This window comes from Desulfosporosinus nitroreducens (assembly GCF_023897015.1).
Classification (GTDB): domain Bacteria; phylum Bacillota; class Desulfitobacteriia; order Desulfitobacteriales; family Desulfitobacteriaceae; genus Desulfosporosinus; species Desulfosporosinus nitroreducens.
On the sequence record NZ_JAMHFY010000007.1, the window covers coordinates 79,907 to 94,741 of the forward strand.

A 14,835-nucleotide genomic window follows, 5' to 3' on the forward strand; every position below is an offset into this window, starting at 1 on the left:
AAGGAGCTTCCCGGTTGGGAAGCTCCTTACTTTAGAGCGTGTCTATCCATGGGAAATCAATAGAGATTCAGTCAATTACATAGAAATCCTTCTATCTAGCATAATAGGATTCAGGAGGTGTATTATGGATCTTTATTGGCTTATTCAAGCTGTTGCCTACTGGTCCCTTGTTTTATTTTTGTTAGTAAAATACGGAATACCGCAACTTGGTTTTTAACCAAGTTGTTTTTTGTTTAAGTTTTCTGTTTAAGCTGTCATCTTAGAAAAGTCTATTTCAATAGGTCAATTAAGATTTCTAAGGATAAATAATCTAGAGGTCCGCTAAAGAATCTGATGCAATTCCACGTAATCCGGCAATGTATAACTCACTTTGTTCTTTTCAATGCTTCTTTGATAAAAATAGTCTAAATTTATTACATTATTTTGATTTGTACTTATATACAATATAATGTAATTTGTGTTAATATTCAATTAAATGAATCTTAATTCATTTAATTGAATATATTCCTATACATCCTATTTCCTCATATTGGAAGCAAAGTGTCCATAAAATTCTGTCTTGAACGCGCATTATTGTTTGCAACCAATAATTAAATGAAATGGCAGGCGATATAACATGAATCAAAAGCCAGGTACAATTTATGACGACGCAAAAAAGTGTGTTGATCAAGTTATCAATTATGTAGGGAAAGATATTACCTTTTGTATGTCTCTAGCCCTTGGTAAACCCATTATCTTTATGAATGAACTGTACCGACGGGCTAAAGAGGATCCTGAAATAAAGCTAAAAATTATTACTGCACTCACGCTTGAAAAACCCAAAGGCCATAGTAATCTGGAAAAACGTTTTTTGGGACCTCTGTCAGACAGGGTTTTTGAAGGTGTTCCTGAATTTGATTTTATGCTTGATTTCAGAGCTGGAAAGCTATCCAAAAACGTTGAAGTGCTCGAATTCTTCTGCAAAGCTGGCGGATATCTGTCTAGTCCTGAAGCTCAGCAAAACCATTTAGCTACAAACTACACCCACGCCACTCGTGATGCTATAGCCTTAGGTGCTAACGTCTTCGGCCAGTTAGTCGGTTATCAGGAAATCGATGGCAAAACGATGTATTCTATGAGTTGTAACACAGATGTCTGTCTGGAAGCCGTAAAAGTCTTAAAAGAGCTAAGGGCAAAAGGAAAAAAAGTTGCTATCATCGGAGAGGCAAACAAGAAAATGCCCTTTATGTATGGAGATGCAGTTGTAGAAGCGGATACATATGACATTATTCTTCAGGGACCACAATACGATTATGAACTTTTCTGTCCCCCTAAAGATCCTGTTGCCCTGCCCGATCACATGATCGGCATTAATGTCAGCACTTTGATAAAAGACGGGGGCACTATACAGGTAGGAATTGGCGCTTTGGGCGATGCTATTGTAGCAGGGCTTATCATGCGTAATGAGCATAACGATTTATATCAGGAGATTTTAGAAAAGGCCGGTATTTTTAAACGATACAAAAAACTAATCACCGAATGGGGGGACACAGGAACTTTCGAGAAAGGTCTCTATGGTTCATCTGAGATGTTTGTTGATGCCTTTATGCAAATGTACAAGAGTAAAATTCTAAAAAGAAAGGTCTTTAACAGCGCACCTCTTATGAAACTCATTAATGAAGGAAAACTCGAACCAGATAACATCCCCGCTGATGTCATAGATCAACTCATTGAAATGAAAGCAATTCATTCTAAATTAAATGAAGAAGACTTTGTCTTTCTCACTAATTACGGCATCTTGAAAAAGGGTCTTTCCTATGAATCGGGTGCAATTATCGATGAGGGTACTAAATACTCTGCAGATATGAATGACGAAAGAAATCTTATGGAGATTCGAAAGCTGCTCGGGAAAAAGTTACTAGGTGGTCAAGTTATCCTCGGTGCCTTCTTTGTTGGCCCGAAAGCCTTCTATCGGGCTCTTAATGATATGAGTGAAGAGGAAAGAAAACTCTTTGGCATGTCCGGTGTGGAGAAAGTTAACCAGCTTTATGGTGATGAAGAACTGAGAAGCCTGCAACGTAAGGACGCACGTTTTGTCAATACCGGCATGGTGGCAAGTGTTCTGGGATCCATTGCTTCGGATCAGCTCGAGGATGGTCGAGTTATCAGTGGAATTGGCGGTCAATATAATTTTGTGGCCATGGGGCACGCCCTAGCAGATGCCAGGGTTATTATGATGGTCAAAAGTACAAAAGGTTCTGGTAAGAGCCTTAAGTCCAACATCGTCTTCAGCTATGGTCATTGCTCTATACCCAAACATCTAAGGGATATCATTGTTACAGAGTATGGGATTGCCGACGTTCGCAGCAAACCTGAAAAACAGGTTATTGCAGAATTAATCAATGTCGCTGATTCCCGATTTCAAAACCAACTTTTAGATCGGGCCAAGAAAGCAGGCAAAATACCTCAAGATTATGAAATTCCTCAAGAATACAGAAATAATACACCAGAAAAGATTACTGCCTTACTTAAGCCTTATCAGATGCACGGAGTATTCCAGCCATTTCCCTTTGGAACGGATTTGACGGATACTGAAATTGCTCTCGGAGGGGCCCTTAAGGGCTTGAAAAAGCTCTCAAGTGGCAACCGTCTAAAAATGGCTACAGGGTTGCTGCAAGAATTCTTTAGACCGATCCCAGAATCAACTCATCATTATATGGAGAGATTAAATCTCCTCAAGCCTTCTTCAATACAAGAAAGGATCCTGCGAAAACTAGTGGTTTTCGCATTAAGAAACAATACTCTTCTCAAGAAACCGAGTCTTAACGAACAGCCTGTTTTAGATCAGGTCAGGGATAAACACTCGCTTTAGTTTCCACCTAATCTAAAAACAAAAGCCCCCAATTCAATTGAGGGGCTTATTTTCATGGCCTGAGCAAGATTCTAACAGGTTTTACGACGATGAATTGTTTCCTCTTGTGAAGAATGTCTTTGCTTCCTGAACTCTTTGGTCTAATAGTGAACTTTCCATTTTTTTCATAATTTCCGACACTTTTACCTCGTCATCTTTAAAGGTTGCCATAGCTGCTTTATTAACTTCTTTTTCCGTCTCGGCCAATCGATTCACAAAACCAAGATAGTTATCTTCACTTTGATAATGAACTATAATCATTTGCTCATACTGATCTTCGTTTGTAGCTAATAATGCCAGATAATGCTCACAGAGCAGTTTTATTTCCTCAATTTGGTGATGATAGATTTGTTTAACTAATCGTTCGGCTTTAGGATCCTTTTGCACAGTTTTTTCCACCATTACCAAAGCTTCCTCACGGGAAATTTCATTCTTGTATAGTTTACAAGCTGTATTTAAGGCAATTTCCTTGGTGTATAGATAGCCTGCTCTAAAACCTTTTGTTGATTCTTTATATCTGCGATGACGTTGCATATATGGGACAAAAACTATCGGGAAAAGAATCATCCAAGCAGATAGCTCCGGCTTTTCCAGAACACTGGCCGTAATTATTTGTGCTGTCCTAGTTTCATAAGCTAAAATGCTCTTATGATTTTCATCTATGATCACTTGTTCCTGATTAGTCATTTTCATCCCCTCTTCGATAAAGAACTCTCCCAGAATCCCAGGAGAGCTCTTTATTATAAAATTGTAAGCTTTACTGACCCTCTTCTTCCATTCCAGGCGAATACTGCAGACTATGTGTAACTCGCGGTTCTATATCTCTGATTTGTTCCACAAAGATATAAAACCATGCACCTGCTTCAATTTTTTCGTCGATGATTAATTGATGTTCCTCAGAAAAGCCAGCCGCTTTTGACAAAAAGGGTAACCCCATCGTCACAAATAAATACAATAGTACTAAACTCAAGGCCAGTGACAGTGACTTGCTAGGCTTGAATCTATTTCTCGGTATTGTTAAGAACTCTCTCAATACATACATTTTAAACCTCCAGCATACGATCTATGCTCGTTACTGCATCAATTTTTCCGTAATTTGAGGGAAAACTTTCATGAACATAATATACGCCATCGTAAAGGTCAACGCAATATTAAAGGACTGACCGCATACATAAAGTATTGCCGGTTTTCCACCTTTAAAATACTTGCCTAGTTCACGGAAATTTGTCGATAAACCAATACTAGCAAACGCTAAAGCAAAGAACCACTTCTGAAGACTACCCAAAAAGCTGCTGGTACCATTATCAATAAGCACTTTTGAGCTGTCTGAACCCATTCCTGCATAAATGAGAGTGAAAACTATGGACGCTCCAAGGAAACCAAGGACAAACTTAGGAAACCGATTCCAAATCTCACGCATTGCACTTGAGACTTTCAAATCTGCTTTGGATTTGTCAACATCAACCTTTAATGCCCAATAGGCAGCAATACAAAAAGCCATTAAACCGATCATAATATTTTGGATCATTTTAATAGTCGCAGCCACGTCTCTGGCGACAGGTCCAAGGATTTCACCGGCTGCCACAACTGCTCCGGTGGAGTCAACCGTTCCGCCGATCCAAGCACCGCCAAGCACCGGGTTCAGACCTAGTGCCTTAATCATCAATGGCATTACAACCATCATTATGGCTGTAAACGTAATAGAGATACCAACTGCAAGAGTAAGTTCTTCCTTTTTCGCCCTACAAGCGGCAGCGGCTGAAATAGCAGCTGAAACACCACTTACAGACATATCTGCGGAAATAACCATGTTTAAAGTGGGCGATTCGATTTTAAGAATTTTTTGTCCGAACCAGAAGGTAGTGATTAAAACAACTGGGGTTACTATCCAAGTTACAAACACTCCAGGGATACCGATAATCATCATTTTATTGATCAAGATGGTTGCTCCAAGGAGTACCAAGCCTGTTTTTATATAGTATTCAGTTTGCACAGCCGGCATAATCCACTTTGGTGTACCGATGGTGTTACTTACTAAAAAACCAAGGATAATAGCCCACATTACGTATTCCAGTCCCCAAGCCTTAGCAAATTCGTGACCGCCTAAGAAGAAGGACAGAGCCGCAACGATAAATACAACAGGGAAAGCAACTAAGAATTTTTTCGCTGATTCTCCCATAAAATGTTTTCCTATGCCAAATAAGAGAGCCAAAACAATCATTAATGGAATCATAGTAGTAAAATGATTATAAGGTTTCGTTTCTGCCGCAGACTTAGCTTTTGCTGCGTCTGCTTTGGCCTTTTGCCATGCAGCAATTTTCGTTTTTGCTTCTTTGTTTAACTCTGTATCCTGAAAACTTGCCTCCGAGGCTGCTTTTTCTGCTAGAACCGCTGCAGCCTTCGCCTCGGTTGTCGCTACTTTTGCCTTTTCATATTTTTCCGCAGATGCTGCACTTTTTGCTTTTGCATCACTCTCACTTAGGAAAAATGATTTCATCGGATTATCGCTCCATGATCCCGGGACAGTAAAATATTTAGATACTGATTTAGCCAGAGGAGCACTGGTTCCCTTTAAACCAGCTTTTGCATCATTTGCCTCAAGCCAGGCGATAGTTTTAAATGGTGCTTTTTCCGCTTCAGCCTGCATCGTAGCATTGCTATCCGCAATTATTTTATCCATATTTGCGGGGGGATTAGCGAAAAACAGGAACATACTTAAGATAAGAATAATAGCTCCAAGCCAAATTGCCCAGTAATCTTCAAACTTCAATAAGAAAGAATATTTACTTTTAGGGTTCGTAGGATTAGACATTTTTTACCTCCCAAAATTTAGATTTTTACTCTTTTTTAGATCTTCTGAATTTTTCTAGATAGTTAAACCACACCTCCTTCTTCATGCACAGTCTCCAATATTGATTGTTATCTCTTTCACATATTCTTAATGCAAGTTCTATACCAATTTTACATAGTAAGGATTAGTTATTTCTATAGTTGTTCTTGAAACTATCTTCTAAACATAAAATGGAACATAATCCATTTATTATACAAAAAAGAGTAAGTTTAAAATTATATTTATGTTCCTTCAGCACAGATTATTCTATATCAATTATTTTGAACATTCTTGTTTTTAATGACTTTATCCGTGACATAATGTCACCGTGACATTATGTCGTGACATTATGTCACGGTTTTGTCAACGAATGCTTCTATTTTCGTACGCTGACGCCAAGTTAAGCTATCGTAATCTTAACAATTTCTTAACAATCTAACCATCTATTAAACTCATTAGCTTGTTATACTATATATAGTTGTACTTCTCAGGAAATGGAAGATAAAATTTATCAATAGGGGGGCACATGTTTCTTCCAAAGATTTCGAGTAATGTTACTAACTTCAAATTTTATAACGGATTACTTAATCTCAGCTTAATTACTTGTCTGCCCTTGTTTATGCTATTTTCCTTAGAGACCGTATATAGAGGTGGTATTTCAAGTACACTTTCTTGGATTGCACAATACTCAAAACAGTTCTTACTTAGCTATGTCTTAATGTTTGGAGTTATTAACTTTTTTTATGTCTTTAAACGGAAAATCTATATCTCTATGGGAGTCTTATTTCTATCTTTTTTCTCCCTCATAGGCCTTATAAGCAGACAAAAATTAATTTGGAGGGGTGAGCCCCTTCTTCCCTGGGACCTCATCCTGGGCAAAGATGCCCTGATTATAGCTAAAGAGTTTAGTGGTACTCCTGAACTCATTCCACTTCTATACATAAGTGTTATCACAATCTCTCTTTTGCTTTCAGTTCAAGTGATACCTAAAGAAGTTTTCAATTGGAGGGGAAAATTAGCTCCTTTTGCGATATCCTTAGCCTTACTTATTTCCTTTTATTCAGGAGTCATATCCTTGGAGAAAACCTTTTCGCTTCAGCAGATTAACTGGAGCCAAAAACTAAACTACGAGGAAAATGGCATGTTGCTCGGCTTCATCCTCAATACAACCTATCTATCGGTTGATAAACCAGACAATTACGAACAGGAACTAGTGAAAGAGATTATTAGTAATACAACGCCATCTTATATTGTCGATCCTAACTTTAAGCCAAACATTATTTTCGTGATGAGTGAAGCCTTTTGGGATCCTACTCTTTTGAAGGAAGTCTCATTTAGCGAAGACCCCATTCCCTACTTTCGTTCTTTGCAAAAGGATCAAACCAGCGGAGTGATGCTTTCTCCAGTGTATGGAGGAGGCACAGCTAACACCGAATTTGAAGTATTAACGGGATTATCAACTCAATTTCTTCCAAAAGGCGTAGTTCCTTATGTTGAATATCTCCGTAAACCTATAGACGCTTTACCTGCCGTTTTAAAGAAACAAGGGTATGAGACGACAGCTATTCACACCTATGATAACTGGTTTTATGGTCGAAACAATGTTTATAAGAACTTAGCATTTGATAAGTTTATTAGCAAAGAATTCTTTGATCAGCCGGAATACAATGGCCCATATATCCGTGACACTGAGCTTTCTCAGAGAATTCTCTCAGAAATGAAGAAAACGGAAAAGCCAGATTTTGTTTATGCTGTTTCTATGCAGGCTCATGGGCCTTACTCTGCCGAAGAAACCCCAGAAAACTCGGTTAAAGTAAGCGGAGATATAAGTCCATCGTCAAGAGCAATTTTAGAAAACTATACTCAGATTATTTCCGATGTTGATCAATCCCTTAAGCTATTAATTGAAGGGTTAGAGCAGTTGAGCGAACCCTCAATCGCAGTTTTTTTCGGGGATCATTTACCTATGCTTGGGACAAACTTTGACGTTTATCAAGAAGCAAATTTCTTTCAAGATGAACTCAATTACCAAGATTACTTAAATATGTACAGTGTCCCCTTTGTCGTCTGGGATAACTTTTCAAACGACAAGGAGGAACTTCGTATATCCTCAAACTTTCTAAGTTCATATATCCTCGAACGTGCCAAGAAACCAGGAAGTCCGACGACAGACTTCCTGCACTCCCTTATTCAAAACGGTTCCAGTGTCGTAATCAGTGAGCATCATTTGCAGAGAGAGGATATTTCTCAAAAGGAAATTAGTCAGTACCAGTTGCTTCAATATGATATTCTCTTTGGCAACGAGTACGCTTACCTCATAAAACCGGATCACAAACCTCAAGTGAACAGTGATTATATTGTAGGGGACGGGCGGGCGCTCATTGTCAATGCCTCCCCTCCTAATACGTCAGTTATTGAGATAACGGGGGAAAACTTCTTATTTGACCACAAAGTCTATATAAACGGACAACTCGTTCAAACCGATTTTGAAAATCCCACCTATATAACAGCCAGTCTTCCTAAGCGCTTGAATAATAAATCTGGAGCTCTAGATATTCAGATTAAGTTGACGGACAGTATGGGAAATGTCATCTCAGAATCCAATACCTTTAAGCTTGACAGCTTTAGTAATATTTGATCTGACACAAGGCTTTTAACCTTTTTGATGAAGCAACTCCCTCAGAGGCGAATTGGATATTTCTGAGGGAGTTGCTTCATTCACAAAAACACTTTCTTTTTTTACGTCATTCTTATACTCATAATTTTCATAATATTTGGTTTAATCATGATTTTGTTTCTCTCCGTCTATCAATAATAGCTTTTTATTATTCAACAAATTAAGTAATAGGAATAATATAAATTTATAAACAATTTAGAATAATCCTATTACATTCTATAGGGAAATATGATAAAATTTACCTGAATGAATTATCATTCAGGTAAATTATTTAATTTTTTGTTAATTATTTACGGATGGGCTTATTAAAGTAGCAATTATTTGGATGTGGATTGGAGGACAGTTAGCTGAAGTTAGATTAAGAGTATTATTTACAACAATGTGGCTCATCGAGTAAATAACAATCGGTCTAAAGATGCTCTCATTTTCTGTAATTTGTTGAAATGGTGGGTGACTATTCAAATGAAAGAAAACTCGGGAATGATCTATGACGATGCGAAAAAGTGTGTCGATGAAGTTATTAACTACATAGGGAAGGATATTAGATATGCTATGACTCTTGCCCTAGGGAAGCCAGTTCATTTTATCAATGAACTTTACTCACGAGCAAAAAAGGACCCCGAAATTAAACTAAAAATTATTACTGCTCTTTCTCTGGAGATACCTAAAGGCAACTCTGAACTTGAACGGCGCCTAATGCAACCGATTGTAGACAGAGTTTTTGCAGGTGTTCCGGAATTTGAATATATGATTGATTTTAGGGCAGGTACCCTTCCAAAAAATGTGCAAGTCTTCGAATTTTACTCTAAAGCAGGTACTTACCTCAATAATCCCGTAGCCCAACAGCATCATTTGTCTTCACACTATACACATGTTGTTAGAGATGCTTTAGCCCTAGGCACAAACGTTTTTGGTGAACTTATAGGTTACAAAGAAATCAATGGCAAAACTATGTATTCTATGGCCTGTAACCCTGATATCTGTCTTGAAACCGTTCGTTTAATGAGTGAAATGAGAGCCAATGGTCAAAAAATAGTGATCGTCGGAGAAGCAAACAAAAAAATGCCTTTTATGTATGGAGATGCCGTTGTAGAGGCCGAAACCTATGATATGATTCTTCAGGGTCCACAATTCGACTACGAACTTTTCTGTGCACCTAAAGATTCGGTCGCCCTGGCAGATCATATGATCGCTATCAATGTCAGCCCTTTAATCAAAGATGGCGGTACCATTCAAGTGGGCATTGGAGCCCTAGGGGATGCCATTGTTTCAGGACTTATTATGCGCAATGAACATAATGCTTTATATCAGGAAATCCTGGAGAAAGCTGGCATAAAAAAACGATATAAAGAACTGATCACACGCTGGGGAGATACAGGCACTTTCGAAAAGGGGCTTTACGGCTCATCTGAAATGTTTGTTGATGCCTTTATGCAGATGTATAAAAGTAAGATTCTGAAAAGGAAAGTCTTTGAGAGCATCCCGCTTATGAAATTGATCAACGCGGGAAGGCTTGCGGCCGATAACATACCTCCTGATATTATCGACCAACTCATCGAGATAAAAGCCTTGCATAGAAAACTTAAGGCCAAGGACTTTGCTTTTCTCACGGAATTCGGAATCCTTAAACAGGGCCTTTCTTATGAAAACTATGCAATTATCGACGGAGAGACCCGCTACTCTGCCGATATGAATGAGGAGAAAAACAGACTTGAGATTCGAAAACTGCTTGGGAAGGAACTCCTCAAGGGTACCGTGATACTGGGGGCATTCTTTTTAGGTCCAAAAGCATTTTATCAAGCCCTCAATGATATGAGCGAGGAAGAAAGACAGCTCTTTGCCATGTCAGCTGTCGAGAAGGTCAATCAGCTTTATGGCGGAGAAGAACTGCGTACCCTGCAACGGAAGGATGCCCGATTTATAAATACCGGCATGGTCGGCAGCGTTTTTGGAGCAATCGCTTCAGATCAACTTGAGAATGGTCAAGTTGTCAGTGGAATCGGCGGGCAATATAACTTTGTAGCGATGGGCCATGTCCTGCCTGATGCCAGGATCATTATCATGATCAAAAGCACAAAAGGTTCCGGTAAGAACCTTAAATCAAATATAGTCTTTAGTTACGGTCATTGTTCAATCCCTAAACATATGAGAGATATTGTAGTTACAGAGTATGGGATAGCTGACATTCGCAGTAAACCGGAAAAGCAGGTTATTGCCGAAATGATCAATATTGCTGATTCTAGGTTTCAGAAACAGCTCGTAGCGCAAGCGAAAAAGGCAGGAAAGCTCCCCCTGGATTATGAAGTTCCTGAGGAGTATAGAAATAATACACCACAAAAGATACATGCCCTGCTTAAACCCTATCAGTCGCATGGGCTCTTTCCACAATTCCCGTTTGGAACAGATTTAACAGAAATTGATATCACTCTGGCTGGTGCCTTGAAAGGCATGAAGGGGCTCGCCAAGGGAAATCGACTCAAATTAGCAAAAGGAATGTTGGCAGAACTTTTCAGACCTACTCCAAAATCAGTTCAGCACTACTTGGACAGAATGAAACTTGCCCACCCTTCTTCGATTAATGAGAAAATCATGAGAAAGATTGTTGTTTTCGCACTTAGGAATGCCAATGTAATTCCGTCTTCTGCTCCACGTCCCATAAATCTTTCGACTCAAGTAAAAGGCTAAGTTTTGGTAAGCCTTTATTGATTAAAAATATAAACACGTCTATGAGATGGCTAAAACTATCCTCATAGACGTGTTTCCTTATTTAGGGTAATTTTATACCTTTAAGTTGAGGGGCTACCTCTCCTCTCGGTCATACGACAGACCCAACGCCCCAGGCGCGGTTAGACGTCCTTTTTGACGGGCTACCACAAAAACCAGGATTATAACTGTGAACAAATAAGGCAACATTTGTAAGAAAAAGGGCGATATTTGATAGCCCAGAACTTGCAGACGGAAACCAAGGGCATCAATCCCCCCAAAAAGGTAGGCACCCATTAAGGCCCGCCATGGATTCCACAAGGCAAAAATCACGAGAGCTACCGCTATCCATCCTCGGCCCGCCGTCATGTTTTCCAACCAACTTGGGGCATAGGCTAAGGATAAGTATGCTCCTCCTATACCGCCTAAGGCTCCACCTGCCATTACATAGATATATCTCAGATAAAAGACGTTTAAACCAAGGGCATCCATAGCTGCCGGATTTTCTCCCAAAGCTCTGAGATTTAAGCCAGGTCTAGTACGAAACATAAAATACCATATTATAACAACCAACACATAGCTGATGTACACTAACGCATCATGTTGAAAGAAAATGGGGCCTATGTAGGGTATATCTGCCAAGGGACCCAGGGGGATAACACCAAATGGCTTCTCAACAGGAATTCCAATATAAGCCTTACCAAGGTAACCGCTTAGCCCCGTACCAAAAATAGTTAGCGCTAAACCGCTTACGACTTGATTAGCCCGAAGTGTAATGGTTAGGAAGGCATGAATTAAGGCCACTGCTCCGCCAGCCAGCATGGAAGCTAACAAACCGAGCCAAGGGCTGCCTGTGGTTACTGCCATCATAAACCCTGAAACTGCACCGATCAGCATAATACCTTCAACTCCGAGGTTGATGATTCCTGCTCTTTCAGTAATTAGTTCACCCAGGGCCGCATAGAGAATCGGTGTACCGGCAATCACTGAAGCTGCCAATAAAGGGATCAAGAATTCTTGGATGCTCACTTGCTTAATTCCTCTCCTTTCTGGCTCACCAGTTTCAACCGGTAGTTAGTAAGGACTTCTCCTCCAAGGACAAAGAAGAGTATCGCCCCCTGTAACATCGTAGCTACAGCGGCAGGCACACCTTCTACCTGGACTGCGTATCCTCCCACCTGCAACGCCCCAAACAAGACCGAGACTATAAGGATAGCCAAGGGGTTAAGCTTGCTGAGCCAAGCGACAATAATAGCCGTATACCCGTAGCCCGGGCTGATTCCATGTTGCAGCTTACCAATAATGCCGCTAACTTCAGCCATACCTGCCAACCCTGAAATTGCCCCGCTTAGGAACATCACCAATAAAATATTTCGTTTGATATTCATGCCTGCGTAACGCGCCGCTCGTTCACTTGAACCAATTACGTTAATGCTGTATCCCCAGCGGGAATACTTAAAAACAATGGCTAGGATAACGGCCAAGGCTAAAGCGAAGAACAAACCCGTATGAACACGGGAATCACCCAGACCAGGCAACCTGGCAGCCTCCGCAAAAGATGCAGTTATGGGGAAATTTGATCCCTCGGGATCTCTCCAGGGGCCATAGACCAAAAAGTCCACCCAGAGGATCGCCACGTAATTGAGCATTAAGGTTGTAATAATTTCATTAACCTTCCAAATCGCTCTCGGAATAGCCGTCAAAAGTGCCCAAAGTCCCCCTGCAATCATTCCAAGGATAATCATTCCCGGGAGCATGAGGTAAACTGGCAGAGCGGGAAAGGTTAAGGGCAACCAGGTTGCCGCCATAGCCCCCATGTAGAGTTGCCCTTCAGCACCAATGTTCCACAACTTCATCTTAAAAGCCAACGAAACCCCTAATGAGGTTAACATCAGTGGAATAGCCTTAACCATGGTCTCGGTGAGTCCATATTTCGAACCCAAACTGTCAACCAACATAAGCGAATACACTGTCAGTGGATTTTCTCCGGTAAGGACTAAGAAAATCCCTCCTAATAACAGAGCCAACAGTACGGATATTAAAGGGATGATAAAAACCATCACCGGCGACGGAGTTAAGCGCTTTTCCAGTTTAAAGGTGAGCCGGTTCATTGTCATTCATCCTTTCTTTGGCTAAGCTGGAACCTGTCATTAAGAGTCCTACCTCTTCTAAGTTAGCTTGTTCAACCGGAAAATCTCCTGTTAGCTGACCGTCGAATACTACCCCTACCCGGTCTGCTAATTTAAATATCTCGTCAAGGTCCTCTGAGATCAGCAGGATTGCCGTCTTTTGTTTCTTTAATTCCAAAAGTAATTTATGGACCGCTTCAGTGGCTCCGATATCCAATCCCCTTGCAGGATAAATAACTACCATTAATTTGGGTGAACTAGAAATCTCTCTAGCCAATAACAGCTTCTGCAAGTTCCCCCCTGACAGCACTTTAATAGGCTGATGCAAGCTGGATATTTTAACCTGATACTGTTTTACTAAAGTCTCGGCATTATGCGCTACCGCTTGGGATTTCAACAACCATCGCCCTGAGTACTCCGGCTGATGATAATTTTTTAGAATAAGGTTTTCCAGGGCATTTAGTTCAGGTACAAGTCCCATACCTAAGCGATCTTCAGGTACATAAGCAACCCCTAGGTCAATGATAGTGCGGGGGGAGAGGTTGCTTATATTCCCGTTGTTTAAAAGAACTTTCCCGCTCTCGACCTGGCGCAAGCCTGCGATGACTTCCGCCATCTCTCGTTGTCCGTTGCCCGATACGCCGGCTAGCCCGAGTATTTCTCCTTCCCGTACACAAAGGGTCATGTTACGCAAGCAAGGCAGACCCATGTCATTGAAGGCATTTACCTTATCCAGTTCCAGTACGACCCCACCCACAGGAGAAGAGTCTCTCTCATACTTTGAGGCCACAGCTCTGCCAACCATTAAGCGGACCATTTCTTTGGCATTAATTTGGTCATGTTCAAGTACGCCAGCTAACTTTCCCTGTCGCAACACGGTAACTCGATCTGCAATCGCCTCAACTTCATTAAGCTTATGTGTAATAAGAACAATGGCACATCCTGCGGAGGCCATTCTGCGTAAATTTTCAAACAGTTCGCCGGCTTCTTGAGGAGTCAATACCGCCGTGGGTTCATCCAATATCAATACTTTAGAACCGCGGTAGAGCATACGGACAATCTCCACGCGCTGTTTTTCTCCGACCGAAAGTTGCCAAACCTTGGCATTCAAATTGATCTCCAGACCATATTTCTTTCCAAGCTCATTAATCTTGGCTTTAAGTTCCTTGTTCGCTAAAAAAAAGGAATTTCCCTTTTCACCTAATGTAATATTTTCGGCTACAGTAAAGGGCTCGACTAATTTAAAGTGTTGATGGACCATACCGATACCGCAAGCTATGGCATCCCTAGGGGAACGAAATTTTTGTTCAACCCCGTTTAGCAGAATTTTGCCGGCATCTGGCTTGTAAAGCCCAGCCAGTACGGACATTAAAGTACTTTTCCCTGATCCGTTCTCTCCCAATATGGCATGTATTTCTCCAGGGTTAATATCAAGGTCTACATGGTCATTCGCCAGTACACCTGGGAACTTTTTCACGATTCCCTTTAATTGGATTAAGGATTGGTTCATCTCTGTTCCCCTCAATTCACAAACAATTTCCGGCGAAACCTTAAAAAGGAGGCTGCGAAATTATGGGAGATTATGCTTTTAAGGTTAATTAAACAC

At 40.6% G+C, this 14,835-nt stretch carries 9 protein-coding genes; 3 read left to right on the plus strand and 6 right to left on the minus strand.

Translation table 11 applies throughout. The features are described 5' to 3' along the window. The first annotated feature begins 616 nt into the window (after window positions 1–616). The gene (locus M8E35_RS10025) at window positions 617–2,851 is read left to right on the plus strand and encodes an acetyl-CoA hydrolase/transferase C-terminal domain-containing protein (RefSeq protein ID WP_252468728.1); all 2,235 of its coding nucleotides are present in this window, start codon (window positions 617–619) and stop codon (window positions 2,849–2,851) included. 81 nt (window positions 2,852–2,932) lie between these two features. Here M8E35_RS10025 and M8E35_RS10030 read toward each other — a convergent pair whose 3' ends face one another. The 3 genes from M8E35_RS10030 to M8E35_RS10040 all read right to left on the minus strand — a co-directional run bounded on the left by M8E35_RS10030 (window position 2,933) and on the right by M8E35_RS10040 (window position 5,702). Continuing rightward, a complete protein-coding gene (locus M8E35_RS10030) occupies window positions 2,933–3,577 on the minus strand; it encodes an NF038143 family protein (RefSeq protein WP_252468730.1) in 645 nt (214 codons plus the stop codon). Window positions 3,578–3,647: 70 nt separating this feature from the next. Then, window positions 3,648–3,932 carry a hypothetical protein gene (locus tag M8E35_RS10035; protein WP_252468732.1) on the minus strand — a complete coding sequence of 95 codons (285 nt, stop codon included), beginning with the start codon at window positions 3,930–3,932 and terminating at the stop codon, window positions 3,648–3,650. Window positions 3,933–3,962: 30 nt separating this feature from the next. Continuing rightward, entirely contained in the window at window positions 3,963–5,702 is a 1,740-nt protein-coding gene (locus M8E35_RS10040) for a YeiH family protein (protein WP_252468733.1), read from the minus strand. Window positions 5,703–6,246: 544 nt separating this feature from the next. On the opposite strand from M8E35_RS10040, the gene M8E35_RS10045 reads away from it, so the two are divergent. Together M8E35_RS10045 and M8E35_RS10050 are read left to right on the plus strand one after the other, a co-directional pair. Continuing rightward, window positions 6,247–8,358, plus strand: a complete 2,112-nt coding sequence (locus tag M8E35_RS10045; RefSeq protein ID WP_252468734.1) for an LTA synthase family protein — start codon at window positions 6,247–6,249, stop codon at window positions 8,356–8,358. Between the two features lie 501 nt (window positions 8,359–8,859). Further along, the gene (locus M8E35_RS10050; protein ID WP_252468735.1) at window positions 8,860–11,082 is read left to right on the plus strand and encodes an acetyl-CoA hydrolase/transferase C-terminal domain-containing protein; all 2,223 of its coding nucleotides are present in this window, start codon (window positions 8,860–8,862) and stop codon (window positions 11,080–11,082) included. Between the two features lie 114 nt (window positions 11,083–11,196). Here the strand turns inward: M8E35_RS10050 and M8E35_RS10055 are convergent, their stop codons facing one another. Genes M8E35_RS10055 through M8E35_RS10065 form a run of 3 tightly spaced genes read right to left on the minus strand, consistent with a single transcriptional unit; the run spans window position 11,197 to window position 14,739 of the window. Further along, window positions 11,197–12,129 carry an ABC transporter permease gene (locus tag M8E35_RS10055; protein ID WP_252468736.1) on the minus strand — a complete coding sequence of 311 codons (933 nt, stop codon included), beginning with the start codon at window positions 12,127–12,129 and terminating at the stop codon, window positions 11,197–11,199. Beyond that, the gene (locus M8E35_RS10060; protein ID WP_252468737.1) at window positions 12,126–13,211 is read right to left on the minus strand and encodes an ABC transporter permease; all 1,086 of its coding nucleotides are present in this window, start codon (window positions 13,209–13,211) and stop codon (window positions 12,126–12,128) included. Before M8E35_RS10060 ends, M8E35_RS10055 begins: the two co-directional genes overlap by 4 nt. Then, window positions 13,192–14,739, minus strand: a complete 1,548-nt coding sequence (locus M8E35_RS10065) for an ABC transporter ATP-binding protein (RefSeq protein WP_073032086.1) — start codon at window positions 14,737–14,739, stop codon at window positions 13,192–13,194. The genes M8E35_RS10060 and M8E35_RS10065 overlap by 20 nt, the downstream gene beginning before the upstream one ends. Window positions 14,740–14,835: the final 96 nt, after the last annotated feature.